This window comes from Streptomyces scabichelini (genome assembly GCF_011045015.1).
GTDB classification, from domain to species: Bacteria; Actinomycetota; Actinomycetes; order Streptomycetales; family Streptomycetaceae; genus Streptomyces; species Streptomyces scabichelini.
Genome location: NZ_JAAKZY010000004.1, coordinates 54170 through 73957, shown reverse-complemented (window position 1 = coordinate 73957; position 19788 = coordinate 54170). Strand labels below are relative to the sequence as shown.

The following is a 19788-nucleotide window of genomic DNA, read 5'->3' as shown; positions in this document are numbered from 1 at the left end:
GCAGGACCGGTGTTGCCTCGTCCTTTACCAGTGATCGACAAGGCTGCAAACCGTTCCCATCCCCTGGTGGGAGCGGTTCCAAGAATCAGGAGTCATGATGAAGCCTCAGATACGCACGCGCGCAGCAGTCGCCACCCTTGCGGCACTGGTCGTGGCCGGCACCGTCACCGTGGGCATCAGCGCCGCCTCACCCGAACACGACAAGCCGAGCGCCCGGCACAAGCCCGCGGCCAAGCCCAGCAAGGAGCAGATCGCCGCCCTCTTCGACCAGTGGAACGCGGCTCTGCAGACCGGCGACGCCGAGAAGGTCGCCGCCCGGTACGCCCCGGACGCGGTGCTCCTGCCGACCGCTTCGCCGAAGATCCGCACCGACCATGACGAGATCGTCGACTACTTCGACCACTTCCTGCTGAAGAAGCCCAAGGGCGAAAAGCTCAGATCGGTCATCGAGATCCTCGACAACAACTCGGCGATCGACGCGGGTCTGTACGAGTTCCACATCACCGACCCGGAGACCGGCAAGAAGAGCACCCTCGAAGCCCGCTACACCTACGAGTACGAGAAGCGCGACGGCAAGTGGCTGATCGTCAACCACCACTCCTCGGTGCTGCCGCCCGCGAGCTGATCCGTACGCGGGGGCCGGTGCGCTCAGCCGAGAGAACGGTAGAAGGCCAGGTGGCGTTGCGCGGCGGCTTCCCAGGTGTGGCGGGCGGCGAGTGCGCGGCCGGCCGCGCGGCGGGCGAGGGCGCGGTCGGTGACGGCCGCGCCCAGCTCCGCGCCCAGCTCCGAGGCCAGGTCCTCGGGCGTGGCCGCGAAACGGGCCGCGGGCCCGAAGACCTCGCGCAGGACCGGCAGATCGCGCACGACGAGCGGGACGCCCGCGGCCAGCGCCTCCATCGCGGCGAGGCCGAAACCCTCCTTCGTGGAGGGGAAGGCGAAGGCATCCGCCGCGGCCACCAGAGACGGCAGATCCTCTTCGGCCACCGGTCCGAGAACCAACGGCGCCACGCCCAGCTCGGTTGCCCGTTCCTCCCAGCGGGCGCGGTAGTCGCGGTAGTCGAAGAGGGTCTCGCCGCCCGCGATCACCAGGCTCAGACCTGGCTTCTCCGCACGCAGAAGCGCGTACGCCTCCAGCAGGTCGAGCGAGCCCTTGCGGGGTTCGATGCCGCCGACGGTGAGGACGTACGAGCCGAGGCGGGAGCGCCATGCGGCACGCGCCGCCGGGTCGGTGGCCGCGAACCGCTCGTAGGCGACTCCGTTGGGGATGACCTCCGCCTTCAGGCCCCAGCCGACGGAGAGCTCGTCCGCGACCGACCGCGATACGCAGACGTGTGCGTACGGCTCGACGATGGCCCGTTCGTGGCAGGCGGCCAGTTCGGGCGTCGTGAAGTGGTCGAGGTGATGGACGGTCCGCACGCAGCGGCCCGCCGCGTTGGCGCTGATGCAGTCCTGGGCGTGCACGATGTCGTACGGAGCCGGGTCGAAGGCCGCGCGCAGGGTGGCGATGGAGCGCAGGATGCGCTCGCCGACCGTCTCGTCCGGCGGGCCCTCGGGGAACGGCACGATCCGTACGCGTACGGCCGGGTCGACCGGCCGGAAGAAGCCGGCGTCGCCGCCCCGGCCCAGCGACCACACCGTGACGTCCTGCCCGGCGGCGGCCAGTGCCTCCGCGAGCGCAAGGGTGTGCACGACGCCGCCACGGGGCTTGGTGGAGTAGCTGAGCAGGGCGATCCTCAACGGCTTCACGACGGGGTCTCCCGGTAGGCGGCGGGCCGGCGTTCGCCGAGGTGGCGCAGTACGCGACGGGCGCGGTCGATCTCGACGGCGACGTCCACCTCGGCGACGGCGAGTCCGGCCTTGGCCCAGGTGCGGGCGAGAATGTCGCCGCCAGGCCCGACGACCTTGGACTGGCCGAGGAAGCGCATTCCGCCCATGGCGCCGGTCTGGTTGGAAGAGGCGAGAACGACCTGGTTCTCGGCGGCGCGGGCCTGGTCGTACAGGTCGAAGAGCTTGGCCTGGCGGTCCTGGGCCATACGCGGGGCGCGGTTGGTGATGCTGGTGGGCCAGGCGGAGAGACAGGCGAGGATCTCGGCGCCGTCCAGCGCCAGGGAGCGGGCGGACTCCGGGAACGTCTTGTCGTAGTCGATGAGCATGCCGACGCGGCCGACCGGTGTGTCGAAGGCGTCGAAACGGGCGCCGGGCGCGTACGCCGCGACCTCACCGGCGGGCAGGTGCACCTTGCGGTGACGGCCAAGGACGCCGTCGCCGCTGACGCAGACGGCTGCGTTGTAGCGCTCGGTCCCGCCGTCCTCGCAGTAGCCGACGCACACCACCATCTCGGCGGCCAGGCGGGCGACTTGGAGGATCAGCGGGTCGTCCGGCTTGAGGGCCGGGGGCAGTGCCTCGGGATCGGGGTGGCGCAGGTCGGCGAGGTAGCCGCCGAGTGCGGCGTCCGGCAGGACGAGCAGACCGGCGCCCGAACTCCGTGCGTCGTCGATGAGCTTGGCGATACGGGCGAGATCGAACTCCAGGTCACGGCCGAAGTGGGCGGCCGCGGCCGCGATCCTGATCGTGCTCATGCGCTGACAGCTCCTGCGGGCGTATAGGTCTCTGGGCGCCGGTCGCGCAGATGCCCCATCGACCGGCGGGCGGTCTCCAGGGCCTGTACGACGTCGAGTTCGGCGATCGCCAGGCCGGCCGTCACGCCCGTGTCGGCGAGGATCTCGCCACCGGGGTCGACGACCTTGGCGCTGCCGACGAAGCGTAGCGACCCGAAGGTACCCGCCTGGTTGGCGGAGACCCAGACGAACTGGTTCTCCAGCGCCCGGGACCGGTCGTGGAGGTCGAAGCGGCGCTTCCAGCGGTCCTCGTTGAGGTCGGCGACGGCGTGGGTGCGTGCCCCCGGCCACGCCGAGACGCAGACGCCGATCTCCGCGCCGTCCAGCGCGAGCGCCCTGGCCGATTCCGGGAACGCCTTGTCGTAGCAGATCATCATGCCGATCCGGCCGACCGGCGTCGCGAAGGCGTGGAAACGGTCGCCGGAGGCGTAGCTCGCGTCCTCGCTGAGCGGCTGGTGGACCTTGCGGTGGTTGCCGAGCACGCCGTCGCCGTTGACGCATACGACGCTGTTGTAGCGCCGTCCGTCCGCAGCGGCCTCGCAGTAGCCCGCGATCACGGTCATCTCGCCGGCCAGCGCGGCCAGTCGCCGTATCTCCGGCCCGTCGAGGGCGAGGGCGGGCGGGCCTTCGTCGAGTTCCGTGTCGTTGTCGAGACTCAGCAGATAGCCGCCCAGGCACGCCTCCGGCAGCGCGAGGAGCCGTACGTCCTCCGCCCGCGCCGCCTTGATCAGACGCTCGACGACGGCGAAGTCCTCTTCGAGATCGCGGCCGAACTCGGCGGCGACGGCCGCCATACGAAGGGTGCTCATGCTGCGGTCCCCATTCCCGTCACCGAACCGGTGATCGCTTCGGTGATCTCTCCGTCGGGCCAGCGCAGCCCGACGCCTTGTCCCTCGGTCAGCTCCCCGCACACGGCGGCGGTGGCGGGCCCGGCGGGCAACGGTGGCGCGTCCGGTGCGTCGGCGGTGAGCATGGCGAAGCCGGGGAAGCAGGTGAGCCAGTCGCCCGTCGTCGCCGTCCGCGGACGGGGCACGGCGGCCACATCGAGCACGGCGCCGCAGCCGCTCGCCTCGGCGAGCATGCCCAGGGTTCCGGCGATCCCGGCCATCGACACGTCCTTGGCGGCGGCGGGCCGGGCGGCGGCCACCGCGCCGAGCATCATGCGCAGTTCGTCCGTACGACGGTGGCTGGACGAGTCCCATTGACGGCCTCCGTAGCCGGGGCGCCAAGTGCCGCCGAGGTCGGCCGTGAGCCGGACCGCGTGCCCGGGACGTCCGCCGCCACCCGGCACCGGATGCCGGGTGCGGCCGAGCGCTGTCACGGACAGTGCGGCGGGCACGCCGAGCTGGGTGTGGCCGCCGAGGACCGGCACGCCGTACGCCTCCGCCGCCCGCCCGAGTCCGGCGAGGATCCGGGCGGTGTGCGCGGCGTCCCTCGCGCCCACCGCGTCGAGCAGCCCGACGGGTGAAGCACCCATCGCCGCAAGGTCGTTGAGGTTGACGAGGACCGCGCACCAGCCCGCCCATTCCGGGTCGCGCTCGGCCATCGACGGCACGATCGCGTCGCACGCGGCGATGACGTCCGTGCCGGGGACGGGGGCACCGTCGTCGCCGACGAAGCCGGTGCCGCCGAGAACCGCCCGCGCCGCCCCGCCGGGGGTCCCGCGCGTGGAGACGCGCGCCGTCGTTCCGGGAAGGGCCGCGAGCAGGGGCCCCAGCGCGGACTTGGTGGTCGCCGCGAGCGCCGCGATCCGGCCGATCGGCCACCGCATCAGCACGTGTGGCGTGTCCGCGACGGAGATCACCCGTACCTCCTGCCAGCCCAGTCGCCGGAACAGTGGCCTGTTGCGCGCCTGCACCGTCGCGTCGAAGCGCAGGACACCCTCGGCCTCGGCCCGGGCGCAGGCGGCCCGGACGAGCGCCGCGCCGATGCCCTGCGGGCCGCGGGCGCCCGGGGCCACGACGAGGCGTCCGCCCGCCCACCAGCCGATGTCCGGTCCGCCGTCGACCGGACCGAGCCGTACTCCGCCGACGACGGTTCCGGAGTCGTCCCTGGCTACCAGGACGAGCGTGCGCGGGTCGTCGTCACGGTCGTCGAGGTCGTGGCCCGTGAACAGGCCCTGCTCGTGGACGAAGGCGTCACGGCGCAAGCGCCGATAGGCCGCCAACTCCCGTTCGCCATCGGCCTGTTCGATGACGAAGGCGGGACGGCGTGCCAGGGTGCTGCGGTCGCCCAGAAGCGCCAGGATGTCCGCGGGCCGGTCCGGCGCCTCCGGCGTCGTGGTGGACCCGTCGAGCGATATGCCGGGGTGCACGGGGCCGTTCACCCGCCCGCCGCCTTGAGCACGCTGCACGCCCCGCAGGCCGCGCAACCCGCCTGCTGGTCGGCGCCACTCATCCCGGCCCCGCGCAGCTTCGCCGCCACGCCTTCCGTGACGTACCGGAGCAGTTCCGTGCTCGGGGCCTTGATCCCCTCACGGGCGGCGAGGGTGCCGCTCATCGGGCGGAAGGGAACGACGAACGGATAGACACCCCGGTCGATCAACTTCCCCGCACCCGCGACGAGTTCGTCGGGATCCTCGCCGAGACCGACCAGGAGGTACGTGGAGACCCGGTTGGTCCCGAAGACGCGTACCGCCTCGTCCCACGCGGCCTCGTACTCGGCCATCGGGACGGTGGACTTGCCGGGCATCCAGCGGCGGCGCACCTCGTCGTCGAGGGCCTCGACATGAATCCCGATCGCTGTGGCGCCCGCGTCGTGCAGCGCGCGGATCCAGGCCAGGTCGCCGGGCGGTTCGCACTGCACCTGGACCGGCAGGTCCGGAACCGCCTCGAGAACGGCACGCACGGACCGTACGAGATTGCGGGCACCCCGGTCCGGTCCTGTGGTCGTCCCCGTGGTCATCACCATCTGCCGCACGCCGTCCAACCGCACGGCCGCTTCGGCGACTTCGGCGAGCTGCGCGGGCGTCTTGGCGGCGACGGTTGCGCCGGAGCGCAGGGACTCCTCGATGGTGCAGAAGCGGCAGCGGTCGGACTCGGCGTACCGGATGCAGGTCTGCACGACGGTGGTGGCGAGGACGTCGGCGCCGTGGAGGCGGGCGATGTGCTCGTACGGGATGCCGTCGGCCGTGGTCAGGTCGTAGAACCTCGGCCGCTGTACAGGGCTGAAGGAGAGACCGGTGTCCTCGTCGCCGAGCCACACCTTGCCGTCGCGTACCGAGTAGGGGCTGTCGGGGTTGGTGGGCAGCGCGGCGTTGGCACCGTCGACGAGGACGTGACCGTCGTCGCTCGGGCCCGCGCCGTCCGGCCGCCGCACGGGAGCCGCCGACCGGACTCCCCGCAGGGCGAGTTCGGCACGGGTCGTGATCCGCACGTCCACCGGCGAGTTGGTGCCAACGCTCACGGCGTACCCCCTTACAGCTGGTAGGTGGAGTTGATGATGGCGCCCTTGCGCGCGTAGTGGATCAGCGCGTCCTGGACGTCCAGCGGGTGGGTCGGGATGACGCCCTCGATCAGGTCCTCCTCGCGAGCGCCGTGCAGGGACAGGCCGAACCGGCAGCAGTAGACCTTGCCGCCCTCGGCGATGAACGTCTTGAGCTGGTTGTTGATGTTGTGCTCGCCGGGGAAGGCGGAATTGCCGACCGTCGGGAAGCCGCGGGTGGCCAGGCAGTTCAGCGAGCCGGGGCCGTAGAAGTAGATGGCGGTCTCGAAGCCTTTGCGCAGGGCCCGGGTGGCCTGGAGCACGGCGACGAAGGAGACCGAGGACTCGTGGGCGATGCCGTGGACGAGCGTGAAGTAGGTCTCGCCGTCCTCGGCCTGGTAGTCGGGGAAGACCTTGGTGGAGCCGTAGATGCTGGAGCCATCGGACAGGGAGGGGTGCGGGATCTCGTTGAGGGACTTCTGCTCGACGTCGGTGAGTTCGGCGGTGACGGCTTCGGACACGGGTGTCTCCTTATACATACGGGAAGTACGGGAAGGGGGGTCGGGTCGGTCAGTCGTAGAGCGCGGCGAAGGTGTCCCGGAAGACGAGTTCGCCGAGTTCGCCGCCGCCGGCCGCGGCGGTCATCCGGGCGTACTCGCCCGTGAAGTCGCCCCACGGCTGATCGCTGGCGAAGAGCACCCGGTCGTGGCCGATGCCGCGGCGCTCGATCTCCCGGGCCAGCCAGTACGGGGCGAAACCGATGGCCCAGGAGAGGTCGGTGTAGACACGCTTGCCGGACTCGATCCAGTCGAAGAACCGCGAGCCGACGAGCTTGATGTGGCCGCTCATCCCGCCGCCGAAATGCACGAGATGGACGGGGACCCGGTCGGCGTACCAGTCGACCAGGTGGCCCACCTCGTCGATGTCGGAGGCGGCGCCGGGAGAGGTGTGGACGTGGACGACAAGGCCGAGCCGTTCGGCCTCGTGGAAGATCCGGTCAAGAAGGGGACGGCAGGCCGGGTCGGTCGGGCGACCGCCCAGCAGGAAGCTGAGCTTGAGGGCGCGTACGCCGTCCTCGCGGGCCAGTGCCAGGGCGCGGGCGGTGCGGTGCTCGTCCTCGGGCCTGGGGGAGACCCACAGGCCCGCCCGGACGCGGTCGTCGCTCTGGGCGGCCTCGATGGCCAACTCGTTGAAGGAGAAGGCGATGTCGGGGTCGGGGACGCCGTAGTTGGGGATGACCAGGGCGCGTTCGGTGCCCTCGGCGTCCAGATCGGCGATGAGCTGCTTGACCGTGGCGCGGGCAGTGACGTCGGGGTTGACGGGCGGGCCGCCGTAGAAGGGGTACGCGGGCAGGACGCCGATGTGGCGATGTGCGTCGTGGACCATGATTCTGACGCCCTTTCAGCCGACCGGGAGGGCGGAGGCGAGATCGCTGGGCGCGCCGGTGAGGGTGCCGCAGACATCGGCCATGCGACGGGACGCGTCGATGTGACCGGCGAGGAACTCCGCGTCCCTGCCCACCGCTTCGAAGCGTCCGGAGCCCCACGAGTGCTGCCAGGGCAGGCCCAGGAAGTACAGGCCGGGTGTGCTGGTGGCGCCGCGCCAGTGCATCGGGTAGCCGCGGCCGTCGAAGGCGGGTATCTCGATCCAGCGGTGGTCGCGGGTGAAGCCGGTCGACCAGACGACGGAGCCGATGCCCGCATCCGCCAAGTCGAGTTCGGCGGGCTGTTCGGACGGCTCCCAGACCGGTACGTAGCGTGCCTCGTCCGGCGCCTGGACGCGGTGCGCCGTGATGTACAGGTCGATGGCGTCCTTGATGCTCTCGGCGACGGCGTCCGCGCGGTCCAGGTTGACCTTGAGGTCGTCCGCGAACTCCAGCGTCGTACCGCCGATTCCGGTCAGCCTCCCGTACAGCCGCATTCCGTCCCGGGCGAAGGACCGCAGGTCGATGTCGCGGCCGCCGTCGCGTCCCGTGACGTAGTGATTGGCGCGCATGCGTACGGATTCGGCGTCGTCGAACGCGTCGATGGTCTTGGCGTAGTGCCCCATGTCGTCCAGCCAGGCGACACAGTCACGTCCCCGGTAGAAGCGGGCCACGCGGGGTGCGCTGCCGACCGCGAGGTGGACCTGCCGCCCGGCGAGGTGCAGGTCCTCGGCGATCTGGCAGCCGGACTGGCCGGTGCCGACCACGAGGACGGCGCCCTCGGGGAGTTGCTCCGGGTTGCGGTAGCGGGAGGAGTGGACCTGCTCGATGCCGGCGGGCAGCCGCTCGGCCATACGAGGGACGGACGGCGTGTGGTACGGACCGGTGGCCACGACCACCTGGTCGGCGGTGAACTTCCCTGCGGTCGTGGAGAGTTCGAACGGACCGCCCGCGGCTCGGCGCAGCCTCGTGACGGCTACACCCTCGGCCAGCGGCGGCTGGAAGGAGGCCACGTAGTCCTCCAGGTACCGCACGATCTCGTCGCGGGCCATGAACCCGTCCGGGTCGGGACCCTGGTAGGGATGACCGGGCAGCCTGCACTGCCAGTTGGGCGTCACCAGGCAGAAGGAGTCCCAGCGGCGCTCGCGCCACTCGTGGCCGACGCGGTGCGCCTCGACGACGATGTGCTCGATGCCGCGCTGGCGGAGGTGGTAGCTGACCGAGAGTCCGGCCTGGCCGCCGCCGATCACCGCCACCGGGTAGTGGGCTCCGGCGAAAGAGAGCTCAGGCATGAAGTCCTCCATGCGTGGGCGCCGAGGCCTTCGAGGCCTCGCCGACGCTTGTGGGGATCACTTCAGCCAGCACGCGTTACTGAACCAAGTCATCCGGAACAAAGGGGAGTTACTTAAACCTCACGGTGCGCTCGCCGCTCGTCCCGCACGGCCGTCCCGCCCGGCCCTACCGCCCGCACTGATCAGCGGCGCGCGTGGACGTACCGATGCCCGCGGCGGTCACGGTGGTGGCAGCCCAGTCCTCGGGGGATGAGTGCAGGAGGGTGGCGACGGCCGGCGGTGGTGGCGGGGTGCCGAAGTCGTCCGGGGTGCTGAGGGCGGCCGCGGCGGCGAGGTGGCCGAGGCGGAGGCGGCGGCGGGCGTCGAGGCCACGCAGGACCCCGGCCAGACAACCGGCGGCGAACGCATCGCCCGCACCCGTCGGTTCCACGACGTCGACGTGCAGCGAGGGCTCGGTCGTGGAGGTCCCGTCACGTTCGACGGCGGTGGCGTGATGCTCGGCGTCCTTCACGATCAGGGTGCCGGGCGACGGCAGCAGCGCGCGCAGCTCGCCGGGTTCGCCGGTGCCGAGAGCGAGAGCCGCTTCGTCGGCGCCCATGAGGACCAGGTCCGCCTCGTCGAGCAGGTGGCGCAGTACGGAGGGATCCCGGTCCTGCCACAGGGCGGGTCGCCAGTTGAGATCGAAGGAGACGCGGTAGCGGCGGGGGCGGGCGAGCAGGTTGCGCAGCAGGGCGAGGCAACTGTCGGACAGCGCTGCCGTGATGCCGGTGAGGTGGACGATTTCGGCGCCGGCGAGCAGGCGTCGGGCGCGGGGATCGCGCAGCAGGTCGGGGCCGAGAGCGGAGGCGGCCGAGCCGCGCCGGTAGTAGCTCGATCGGCTGTGCCCGCCGGGCCCTCCAGGCTGTCTGAGGTAGAGGCCGGTGGGCCGACGGGGGTCGGTGACGACGGCGGAGGTGTCGACGCCGCCGGAGCGGACCACAGCTGTGAGTGAGCGGCCGAGGTCGTCCGCCCCGACGCGACTGATCCACGCGGTGGAGTGGCCCAGCGTGGCGAGCGTCATCGCTGTGTTGGATTCGGCGCCACCGAAGGTGAGGCGCAGAGCCGAGTCGCTGCGCAGCGGGCCGGGGCCGTCGGCGACAAGCACCGCCATCGACTCTCCGACGCATACGACCGACGGGCTCGGCACAGAGGGGCCGGGATTGGTGGGAGGCATGAGGTACCTGGTTCCACGGGAAGGGGGCAGCGGGCGCGGCGGTGCCGGAGCGTCTGCCGGAAGTCCCGCCGGCCGCCCGGAAGACGGGACTTCCGGCACACTCCCTGAGCCGGTCAGCCGCCGGCCACGAGCGAGCATCCGCCGTCGGCCGACAGCACGGTGCCGGTGATGTAGTCGGCTGCTGGAGAACACAGGAATCCCGCGACCTGGGCGACCTGTCGCGTGGTCTGCATGTCGCCCAGGGGGATCGCCCGGTCGACGCGTTCGCGGTACTGCGGTTCCTCCCGGTACTGGCGAGCGGCCAGACCGGCGTTGACGATCCCGGGCGCGAGGACGTTGACGCGGATGCGGTGCGGGGCCAGTTCAAGTGCGGCGGAGCGGGCGAGCATCTCGAGACCGGCCTTGGAGACGGAGTACGCCGTGGTTTCGGGCCACGGTACGGAGCCGATCCAGGAGCCGGTGAGAATGATGCGGCCTTCGGTGCCGGCGGCGACCATCTGACGGGCTGCCGCCTGGGTCAGATGGAAGACCCCGGTGAGGTTGACGTCCAGCTGGGCCCGCCAGTCCTCAGGCGTGATTTTGAGGAAGGGGGAGGAGCGGACGATGCCCGCGTTGCCGATCGCCGTGTCCAGACCGTCGACGCGCGCCAGCGCCGCGGTGACGGCGTCCGGGTCCGTGGTGTCCGCGAGGTCGTGGCGCAGGGTGCCCGGCACCGGACCCACGCCCGCGATACGAGCGGAAGCCTCCGCCTCGTCGACGATGTCGATCAGTACGACGTCGGCGCCCCGGGAGGCGAGTTCATACCCGATCGCGAGGCCGATGTCGCCGACACCGCCGGTGACGGCCACGCGTCGGCCGACAAGATCCTGGGGCACATCGGTGTCCTCTCTTCGGTCTTACTGGTCTGACCGCTCGATCTCCTTTCTCCCGTCCCGCCTGTCCTGTGTCAAGAGGTGCCTGAGGGGTTCTCGCAATCGGAAGGCGAGCTTGACGCGGCGCGAAGTCTCGGTCAGGCTCCAGGCTGACTGGTAAGACCGGCATGACCAGATGGAGGACGATCATGCGCATCACCGCCCTGGAGACCGTGCGGTCGGAAGTCCAGCCCAACGTCTGCCAGGTCCTCGTCCACACGTCCGACGAGTTGCACGGACTGGGCGAGACCTTCTGGGGAGCGGAGGCCGTCGAGGCGTACCTCCATGAGTCGGTCGCTCCGGTGCTGCTCGGCCTCGAGGATCCGGCTCCCGAACGGGTGGCCGGGCTGCTTGCGCCCTACGTCGGCTTCGGCGGCTCGGGGGCGGAGACGCGCGGCAACGGGGCGGTGGACATCGCGCTCTGGGACCTGCTCGGCAAGCGCGCGGGGCTGCCGGTCACGGCGCTCCTCGGCGGTCCGGCCCAGGAGTCGCTGCGGGTCTACAACACCTGCGCGGGCACCGGCTACATCCGCGACGAGGGGCGCCAGTCCTCGGCCAACTGGGGGCTGCCCGAGGAGTCCGACCGCTACGAGGACCTGGAAGCGTTCCTGCACCGTCCCGGAGAGCTGACCCGCTCCCTGCTGGACGAGGGGATCACGGCGATGAAGGTCTGGCCCTTCGACTCCGCCGCCGAGCGGACCGGCGGGCTGCACGTCTCACCCGCGGACATCCGGCAGGGCATGAAGGTGCTCGAGGAGATCCGGGGCGCCGCGGGGGACCGCATGGACATCCTCGTAGAGCTGCACGGACTGTGGTCGGTGAAGGCCGCCGTCGAGATCCTGACCGCGCTGGAGGACATCGAGCCGTTCTGGGTGGAGGATCCGCTGCGGCCCGACGGCATCGACGGCTACCGCAGCCTGCGCGCGCGTACCTCGGTGCCGATCGCGACAGGGGAGACCCTTGCCGGCCGTCGGGCGTTCAAGCCGCTGCTGGAGAGCGGGGCGATCGACGTGGCCCTCATCGACATCAGCTGGACGGGCGGGCTGACCGAGGCGCGGAAGGTGGCCGCGCTCGCCGACACGTACGGCGTGGCCGTCGCGCCGCACGACTGCACCGGGCCGGTGTCGTTCGCCACCACCGTCCAGTTCATCGCGAGCCAGCCGAACGGACTGATCGCCGAGACCGTACGCGCCTTCCACCACAGTTGGTACGGGCTGATGGCCGAAGGGCTGCCCGTGCCGGTCGACGGGTGGGTGGCGCCGACGACCGCGCCCGGGCTGGGAGTCGCGTTGCGTACGGAACACCTGGAGGCCGCGGGCACCACGCGCCGGACGTCCCGGTCGACTGCGGGCGGGTGACCGGCGAGCCCTCGGACTCCCGCTCGCCCTCCAGCGCTGGACGGGTTCAGCGCAGGCCCGCCAACTCGTCGTCCAGCCGCGCCACTTGGATGCCCCGCCGCGCCAGCACATCGTCCAGCGGCGTGTCCAGGTCCGTCCCATAGAGGTCGAGCGCCAGCCGCAGATGCTCCGCCATAGCCGCTCGCGCCGCCTCGGCGTCCCGGCGTGCGATGCCCTCGTAGATCGTCTGGTGCATGGGGTCACCCGCCTCCAGGACCGCCCGGTCGCTCAGACTGCGCAGCATGAGCCCGTAGACCAGGGTCCGGATGGAACCGAACATCACGGCGATCACCGGGTTGCCGGTGGCGTTGGCCACCGCCTCGTGGAAGGCGAGGTCGGTGCGGGCCAGCGAGTTCAGATCGCGGGCCCCCTGATGGGCCTCCAGTGCCTGCCGTACGAGATCGATCTGCTCATCGCTGCCGCGTGACGCGGCCATCGCCGCCGCCTCGCACTCCAGCATCGTGCGCGCGGTGACCAGATCCCTCGGCGTGACCCCGGCGCGCTGTGCCATGCGGGCCAGCGGCCGGGCCAGGTCGCTCGCCCCCACGGCCCGTACGAACGAGCCGCGCCCCGGGTGGATCTCGATATAGCCCCGCTCCTGCAGGCCTCGCAGCACCTCCCGGATCACCGGCCGACTGACGTTGTACTCGGTGCACAGACTCCGCTCGGACGGCAGCCGGTCGCCGACCTTCAGCGTCCCGGTCAGGATCCTGCGCTCCAGCTGGCCGAGCACGGCGTCCTGGTTGGGATACAGCGGCGGAGCGGGAGCCTTCGCCGTGAAGTCGGATGCCATGGTGTCCAGTTCCTCTCCGGGGCGGTGTTCCCGAACAGGATAGACCGGTAAGACCAACAGGTCAGAGCCGAAATCGGCCTCCTTACGGTCTCAGAGTGCTCCGGAGCCGGTCTCTCGCACCGCCAAATATGTTCCGCACCGCGCCTTGACGGCCCCTGACCCCGATGGGAAGGTGTGGCCCGCGGGCAGTCCGGTCAGACCAGTTAGACCGCAGACTCGCTCAAGGGACGACAATGCGCCGCGCTCCGAGAAAGGTCGTGGGACGACATGAGAGCCTCCACTTCGTCAGGGCGGACACCACGCCGACGCCTAGCGGCAGTTGCGCTTGCGGCTTCGGTCTCCCTCATCGCCGCCTGCGGTGGCGGAAGCGGCACGACGAGCTCCGACGGCACGGAGACGATCACTGTGGCCCTCACCGGCCTGGGGCCCGAGGGCAAGGCCACGGAAGCCGCGATCAAGGCGTTCGAGAAGGCGAACCCCAAGATCAAGGTCAACGTGCAGGTGCTTTCCACCGACGCCACGCAGTACCAGCAGCAGATCCAGCAGCGGCTCGTCGCCGGCTCCGGATCCCCTGACGTCTTCAAGCTGGACGGCATCTACGCCCCCGCCTTCGCCAAATCCGGCTGGCTGCTGGACCTGGCGAAGGTGAAGGCCGACACCTCCCGCTTCATGCCCACGTCGCTGTCCGCGGGCGAGTACGAGGGCAAGACATATGCGGTGCCCTGGTTCGTCAACACCGAGGGGCTCTTCTACCGCACGGACCTGGTCAAAACGCCTCCGACGACCCCTGACGAACTCGTCACCGCCGCCCGTCAGGCGTTGAAGGACGACCCGAAGCTCAAATACGGACTGGCCTTCGAGGGCGCCAAGTACGAAGGCGTGATCACCGCGTTCATGGCGATGGCCGGCGGCTTCGGCGGCAAGCTCGACCCCGAGAACCTCGACACCCCGCAGAACCAGCAGGCCATCCAGTTCATGGACGACTTGATCCGCAAGTACAAGATCGCGCCGAGCGCGGTCACCGGCTGGAAGGAGGGCGAGGTCCAGCAGGCCTTCAACTCCGGCCAGGCGGCGTTCGCGATCAACTGGCCGTTCGTCTTCTCCACCGCCAAGGGCACGCCCACCGAGGGCAAGGTCGGCTTCATGGCCTTCGCGGGCAAGGGCGCCACGCTCGGCGCCGAGATGCTCGCGGTCAACGCCAGGAGCAAGCACACCACGGCCGCGTGGAAGCTGATCGAGTACCTCACCAGCAAGGACGTCCAGATCACCCGGGCACTGGCGGCCGGCAACCCGCCGTCCGTGTCGGCCGCGTACAACGCCGAACTCTTCAAGGACGCGCCGTACCTCAAGGAGGTCGAGAAGGTGGCCAAGGTCGCCGTCCAGCGGCCCGTGTCGCCCAACTACCCCAAGGTCTCTGACCAGTTGCAGACCATGCTGTCCTCCGTCGTGTCCGGCCTTACCGCACCGGACAAGGCACTGTCCGACGCGGCTCCCAAGGTTCGGGACGCGGCCAATGGCTAGCGCCACCCATGTGGCAGAGCGGCCGCCGCGGTGGGCACGCGCCGCGGCGGCGGACCGGCGGCTTGGCTGGCTGCTGCTGGCACCGACCCTTGTGATCCTGCTCGCGGTCACGGCGTTCCCGCTCGCCTACAACCTGTGGAACTCGGTGCGCCACGTCGAGCTGGCCGATCCCACCGCGGACGGTTTCGCCGGACTCGGCAACTACCGCGAAGTGTTCGCCGACCCGGCGTTCCGGCAGGCGCTCGTGCGGACCCTCGTATACACCGCGGTGTCGGTCTTCACGCAGATGATCGCCGGGCTCGTCGTGGCCCTCGTACTGCACCGCCCCTTCCGCGGCCGCGGCTGGGTGCGCGCCGCCGTCCTGGTGCCGTGGGCCGTCCCCACGGTGGTGGGGGCCACGTCCTGGAAGACGATGCTCGACCCGCAGACGGGCTTCGTGAACCAGGCGCTCAGCGCCCTGCATCTGCCCGGCGCCGACACCAACTGGCTCGGCGGCGAGTGGACGGCGTGGGTGGCGATCGGCGTCACCGACGCATGGAAGACCGTGCCGTTCGTGGCCATCATCCTGCTCGCCGGGCTCCAGGTGATCCCGGACGAGCTCTACGAGGCGGCCCGGATCGACGGCGCGAGCGCCTGGCAGGCCTTCTGGCGCGTCACGCTCCCCCTGCTCAAGCCGGCCCTGCTGGTGGCGCTGATCTTCCGTACGCTCTCCGCGCTGCTGGTCTTCGACGTCGTCTTCATCCTCACCGGCGGCGGTCCCGGCAACACGACCGAGACCCTCTCCTACATCAACTGGCGCGAGTTCCTCGTGGAGACCGACTTCGGCACGGGGGGCGCCGTCTCCGTCGTACTCGTCGTGCTGTCGCTGCTCGTCGCGGCCGGATACGTCCGGATCTTCCGCACCGACGGCGGCGACAGGACCGACAGCAGCCGGGAGGCGGCCCGATGACCGGACAACTCGACGTGGCCCGGCGCCCCGCCCCGGTGCCGACGGCGAAGCAGCACCACGCCCGGAGGTCCGCGCGCGAGCGACGCCGCAGGGCCGCGGCCTGGCGGCGTATGGGGTTCGGCCTGCTCGTGACGGTCATCGTCGCGGTCTCGCTGTTCCCGTTCCTGTGGATCCTGCGGACCTCGCTGATGAGTTCGCAGGAGTTCTCCGAGGGAGTCACCGGCTTCCTGCCCAAGGACCTCACCTTTGCCAGCTACGGCGACAACCTCTCCGACCAGAACTTCCTGCGCCCGCTCCTCAACAGCCTGCTCATCTGCCTGGTCAGCACCGCGCTGTCGGTGGTGTGCGCGACGCTGGCCGGTTACGCGCTGTCCCGGCTGCGGGTACGCGGCGCGGGCCTCGTCCTCGGCTTCGTACTGTTCGCCGGGTTCTTCCCGGTGCTGGCCATGGTCGGCCCGCTCTTCCTCGTCTACCGCAACCTCGGCCTGCTGGACTCACCGGGCGGACTGGTCCTCGCGTACATGGTCTACACGCTGCCGATCGCGACCTGGCTGCTGAAGAGCTTCTTCGACCAGGTGCCGCGCAGCCTGGAGGAGGCGGCCATGGTCGACGGAGCCAGCCGCCTGCAGGTGCTGTGGCGGATCGTGGTCCCGGTGGCGATGCCCGCGGTCTTCACCTCCGCGATCATCTCCTTCATCCTCGCCTGGAACGACTTCGCGTTCGCCCAGTCCTTCCTGCAGACCCCGGAACAGTTCACCGCGCCGCTGGCCATCGTGAACCTCGGACAGAGCCAGTTCCAGGTCTTCTACAACCGCATCGACGCGGCCGTCGTCCTCATCACTCTGCCTGTCGTCCTGCTCGTGCTGTTCGCACAGCGGCGCATCGTGTCGGGCCTGACCGCCGGAGCCGTGAAGTGACCCATCATCAAATGACCAGCCCCACCATCGACTTCAGGCACGCGCCCGCCTCCTCCTGGACACTGCTGTGCCGGCCGGACGACGCGCACAAGAGTCTCGTACGAGAGGACGGCGCCCTCCTCTACGGCTTCCACGCGAGCGGCTTCGACGCCTGGTCCTTCGAGCGGACGGTGGAGTTCTCCGCGCAGACCACGCACCGCCCGGTCCGGATCAGTCAGGAGACCGAGAGCGCCCGGCGCGCCATCGTCCGCACGGTCGTCGCGTACCCGAACCAGACGCTCGAACTGACCGCCTTCGCCCACTACGAGGGGTCGGCCCGGTACGACATCGTCCTGTGGACCGTCAGGACGGCGCCCGGGGCGGACGAGATCCTCACCGGTCTGCGCATCGACGCGCATCTGCGGGGGGAGACACTCGCGAGTGCCGGCTCCCGCCGCGAGGTGTACGCCGTACCCGTGGACAAGTCGCCCGCCACTCCCGACTGGACGGACGGACTGCCGACTGTCGACGCAGCTCCTCCGGACGCCTGGCGCCTGCGCTCCTGCGGGCATCCGCTCGTCGGCGGCTCAGCCCGGGGCTTCGGTCCGGCCGCCGGTCTGGTCACCGAGCCGGTGCTGTTGCGGGGCGGCGAGAGTGTGAGCGGGGCGGTCGTCGTCCCGCTGACCGAGGGCGACCTGGAACTCGACCAGGCGTACGCCGCGCTGCGGGCGGAGCGCCGTTACTGGGATCAACTCGACGTCCAAAGGCTGCCGTTGAGCGTGCCGGACCCCGCCGTGCAGGACATGCTCACCGCCTGCGCCCGCAACATGCTCCAGGCCCGCGAGATCGAGCAGGACCTGCCGGTGCTGCACGTCGGCCCGACGATCTACCGGGGCCTGTGGCTGGTCGACGGCCACTTCCTGCTGGAGGCGGCGCGCTATCTGGGCCTGGACGACACGGCGGATGCGGGCCTCGAGGTGCTGATGCGGCGCGTCAGGCCGAACGGCTCCATCGTGCAGCTGGACAGTGAGCCGTACGTCAAGGAGACGGGCATCGCCATCGCCACACTCGTCCGCCAGGCCGAACTGACCGGTGCGGCCGAGGAGTTGCGTCGTCGCTGGCCCACCGTCCGCGCGGCCGTGGCCCACATCGCCGAACTACGCGATCAGGCAGCCGAGTTGCCCGCCGAACACCCACTCCGCGGCCTGCTGCCCGAGGCGTTCGGGGACGGCGGACTCGGCGGCAGCCGCGCCGAATACACCACCACGATGTGGATCCTGACCGGCCTCAGGTACGCGGTCGCCGGCGCCCGGATGCTCGACGAGAGCGCCGATGCCGAACGCTTCGGAGACCTCTTCGAGAGCCTGCTCGGCGCCTTCCAGCGGTCCGCCAAGGTCCAGCGGCGCACCACCGAGGATGGCCTCCGGTATCTCCCGATGAACCTGCCGGGCAGCGGCGAGCACCAGTTCGTACCGCATCTCCCGGACGGTCAGGTGCCGGTCTGGCGGCGCATCCGGCCGGAGACCGCGACCTGGGCGCTGTGCCACGCCATCTGGCCCGGCGAGGTCTTCACCGCCGACGACGAAGTGGTGCGCGACCTGCTCGGCCTGTACGAGGCCCGCGACGACGAGCAGGGCATCCCGGCCACCACCGGCTGGCTGCCCTACCGGGCGGTGTGGACGTACCAGGCGTCCTTCGCCGCCCATGCCTGGCTGTACGCGGGCCGCCCCGATAAGGCGGCCGACTACCTCTACGCCTTCGCCAACCATGCCTCCCCGACCCGCGTCTGGCGCGAGGAGCAGCCGCTGACCGGCAGCGGGCACCTCCAGATCTGCGGGGACATGCCCCACAACTGGGCGTCGGCCGAGTTCGTCCGCCTGGTGCGCCACCTGTTGGCCTTCGAACGTGGCGCGGGCCTCGACCTGTTGCCCGGGGCGCCCGCGCACTGGTTCCGTCCGGGTGCCGAGATCCGCGTCGAGGGCACACCCACCCGCTTCGGTCGGATCGGCCTCGATGTCCGCGCGGGGGAGGACCGGCTGGAGATACACGTCCTGCGACAGGGACCGGGCACCGTGCCCGGACGACTGCGTCTGCCCGCACGCTTCAGCCGTGGAGCACGGGTCAATGGCGTTCCGGTGACGGCCAAGGCCACGACCATGACCACGGAGACGACCATGATCCGGCTCGACCTGCCGGACGGCGCTCCGGTCCGCGTGGAGGCGGAAACGTGACGGCTCCGGAGACCGTCAGAGAGTCCTGCCCGACCATGCGGCGTGCCATACGCGGCTGACGGCTGCCCCCTCTGAGGGGACGGCCGTCAGCGGCGTCGCCCGAGGTGGCGGAGCTACCGGCGGGGTGACCTGCCGCCAGGCGCCGTTGCCGCCGCTGCTGTTGGTCCACACCGTGGCGCCGCTGCCGGTTGGGAACGGGAGGGCCTGCTCGCCTCGGTCGACATTCTCTCGCCCATCGGCGACGAACCCGACCACGAACCGCCGCCCCAGCCGGCGCCCGAGTTGCCGGAGCAACCCGCTTACCAGCAGATCATGACCGCCTTCGCCGAAGGTGGCGCCCCACTGCGGGCCCGCGACTTGTGCCTCGCCGTCGACCTGCCGATCGTGCCGAAAACGCCGAAGACATCCATTCCAAGCTCAAACGCCTGGTCAGCCACGGGGTCCTCGCCGAGTCGAACCCAGCCTGTTCACTCAACCCCGCCCGTAACCCAGTGCACCGCGCCGGGCGCGCGGCGGCCGAGTGCGAGGACCCGGCGGAGGCCGCGGTCAGAGCCATGGCACGGGATCATGCGTGTTCCCGTCCTGGGGAGGATGGTGAAGTCAGCGTCCGGTCGCGCCGTCGATCAGTTCGCGGAGGATATCTGCATGGCCGGCGTGGCGGCCGGTCTCCTCGATCATGTGGGTGAGTGCCCAGCGGACGCTGGGAGCGGGGCCATTCGGCCGAGGGCGGGGTACCGGTGCGCCGAGGTCGGTACACCCGTCGAGTACTTCGTTCGCCTGTACGACCGACTTCCGGTAGCGGGCGACGACATCGGCCACGCTGTCCGCAGGTGCGGCGTGGAAGGTCGCCTGCCAGTCGGTGACACGGTCCCCGAGGAACGTTGATCGCTCGACGAAGGTGAGGTGGTTGAGCAGGCCGAGCAGGTTCGTGCCCGACGGCACTCCGGCAGTTCGGGCCTGCGGTGCAGGGGCGCCCTCGACCTTCGCAGAGATCGAGTTGCGAAGGTAGTCGAGGAAGCCGCGCAGAACCTCGATCTCGCTGCTTCCGGTGCGGGGCGGCGGGGTGTCGCCGCGGCGTTTGTGGCGGGGGGCGGTGGACATGGTGACTCCTCGCGGGAGCC

The 19788-nt window shown here is 70.7% G+C and carries 18 protein-coding genes; 6 read left to right on the top strand and 12 right to left on the bottom strand.

The window, feature by feature from the left end:
* The first annotated feature begins 94 nt into the window (after positions 1-94).
* Positions 95-625 (top strand): SgcJ/EcaC family oxidoreductase, encoded by a 531-nt coding sequence (locus G5C60_RS02330; protein WP_420907332.1) that lies wholly within the window; start codon positions 95-97, stop codon positions 623-625.
* Positions 626-648: 23 nt separating this feature from the next.
* Here the strand turns inward: G5C60_RS02330 and G5C60_RS02325 are convergent, their stop codons facing one another.
* The 10 genes from G5C60_RS02325 to G5C60_RS02280 form a co-directional block, all read right to left on the bottom strand.
* Positions 649-1746, bottom strand: coding sequence for an MSMEG_0565 family glycosyltransferase (locus G5C60_RS02325; RefSeq protein ID WP_338145658.1), 1098 nt, complete (start codon positions 1744-1746; stop codon positions 649-651).
* Positions 1743-2579 carry a carbon-nitrogen hydrolase family protein gene (locus G5C60_RS02320; protein WP_165254453.1) on the bottom strand — a complete coding sequence of 279 codons (837 nt, stop codon included), beginning with the start codon at positions 2577-2579 and terminating at the stop codon, positions 1743-1745. Before G5C60_RS02320 ends, G5C60_RS02325 begins: the two co-directional genes overlap by 4 nt.
* Positions 2576-3427 carry a carbon-nitrogen hydrolase family protein gene (locus G5C60_RS02315; protein WP_165254452.1) on the bottom strand — a complete coding sequence of 284 codons (852 nt, stop codon included), beginning with the start codon at positions 3425-3427 and terminating at the stop codon, positions 2576-2578. Before G5C60_RS02315 ends, G5C60_RS02320 begins: the two co-directional genes overlap by 4 nt.
* Positions 3424-4971 carry an MSMEG_0567/sll0787 family protein gene (locus tag G5C60_RS02310; protein WP_338145657.1) on the bottom strand — a complete coding sequence of 516 codons (1548 nt, stop codon included), beginning with the start codon at positions 4969-4971 and terminating at the stop codon, positions 3424-3426. Before G5C60_RS02310 ends, G5C60_RS02315 begins: the two co-directional genes overlap by 4 nt.
* A complete protein-coding gene (locus G5C60_RS02305; protein WP_338145656.1) occupies positions 4941-6023 on the bottom strand; it encodes an MSMEG_0568 family radical SAM protein in 1083 nt (360 codons plus the stop codon). The genes G5C60_RS02310 and G5C60_RS02305 overlap by 31 nt, the downstream gene beginning before the upstream one ends.
* Before the next feature lie 11 nt (positions 6024-6034).
* Positions 6035-6562, bottom strand: coding sequence for an MSMEG_0572/Sll0783 family nitrogen starvation response protein (locus G5C60_RS02300; RefSeq protein ID WP_165254451.1), 528 nt, complete (start codon positions 6560-6562; stop codon positions 6035-6037).
* A 49-nt stretch (positions 6563-6611) separates the two neighbouring features.
* The gene (locus G5C60_RS02295; protein WP_206439007.1) at positions 6612-7427 is read right to left on the bottom strand and encodes an amidohydrolase family protein; all 816 of its coding nucleotides are present in this window, start codon (positions 7425-7427) and stop codon (positions 6612-6614) included.
* A 15-nt stretch (positions 7428-7442) separates the two neighbouring features.
* Positions 7443-8756: an MSMEG_0569 family flavin-dependent oxidoreductase gene (locus G5C60_RS02290; protein WP_165254450.1), complete on the bottom strand. Its 1314-nt coding sequence runs from the start codon at positions 8754-8756 to the stop codon at positions 7443-7445.
* Positions 8757-8922: 166 nt separating this feature from the next.
* Complete coding sequence (locus G5C60_RS02285) at positions 8923-9969, bottom strand: sugar kinase (protein WP_277610999.1); 1047 nt, start codon at positions 9967-9969, stop codon at positions 8923-8925.
* Between the two features lie 113 nt (positions 9970-10082).
* Positions 10083-10844 (bottom strand): SDR family oxidoreductase, encoded by a 762-nt coding sequence (locus G5C60_RS02280; RefSeq protein ID WP_165254448.1) that lies wholly within the window; start codon positions 10842-10844, stop codon positions 10083-10085.
* 185 nt (positions 10845-11029) lie between these two features.
* Here G5C60_RS02280 and G5C60_RS02275 point away from each other — a divergent pair, with 185 nt between their 5' ends.
* Positions 11030-12238, top strand: a complete 1209-nt coding sequence (locus G5C60_RS02275; RefSeq protein WP_165254447.1) for a mandelate racemase/muconate lactonizing enzyme family protein — start codon at positions 11030-11032, stop codon at positions 12236-12238.
* 46 nt (positions 12239-12284) lie between these two features.
* Here G5C60_RS02275 and G5C60_RS02270 read toward each other — a convergent pair whose 3' ends face one another.
* A complete protein-coding gene (locus tag G5C60_RS02270; RefSeq protein WP_165254446.1) occupies positions 12285-13070 on the bottom strand; it encodes a FadR/GntR family transcriptional regulator in 786 nt (261 codons plus the stop codon).
* 267 nt (positions 13071-13337) lie between these two features.
* Here G5C60_RS02270 and G5C60_RS02265 point away from each other — a divergent pair, with 267 nt between their 5' ends.
* Genes G5C60_RS02265 through G5C60_RS02250 form a run of 4 tightly spaced genes read left to right on the top strand, consistent with a single transcriptional unit; the run spans position 13338 to position 18667 of the window.
* Entirely contained in the window at positions 13338-14591 is a 1254-nt protein-coding gene (locus G5C60_RS02265; protein ID WP_165254445.1) for an ABC transporter substrate-binding protein, read from the top strand.
* Entirely contained in the window at positions 14584-15540 is a 957-nt protein-coding gene (locus G5C60_RS02260; protein ID WP_165254444.1) for a carbohydrate ABC transporter permease, read from the top strand. The genes G5C60_RS02265 and G5C60_RS02260 overlap by 8 nt, the downstream gene beginning before the upstream one ends.
* Entirely contained in the window at positions 15537-16457 is a 921-nt protein-coding gene (locus G5C60_RS02255; RefSeq protein WP_165254443.1) for a carbohydrate ABC transporter permease, read from the top strand. Before G5C60_RS02260 ends, G5C60_RS02255 begins: the two co-directional genes overlap by 4 nt.
* 11 nt (positions 16458-16468) lie before the next feature.
* Positions 16469-18667: a hypothetical protein gene (locus G5C60_RS02250; protein WP_165254442.1), complete on the top strand. Its 2199-nt coding sequence runs from the start codon at positions 16469-16471 to the stop codon at positions 18665-18667.
* 600 nt (positions 18668-19267) lie between these two features.
* On the opposite strand, the gene G5C60_RS02245 is transcribed toward G5C60_RS02250, so the two are convergent.
* Positions 19268-19768 (bottom strand): DinB family protein, encoded by a 501-nt coding sequence (locus G5C60_RS02245; RefSeq protein ID WP_165254441.1) that lies wholly within the window; start codon positions 19766-19768, stop codon positions 19268-19270.
* Positions 19769-19788 lie beyond the last annotated feature (20 nt).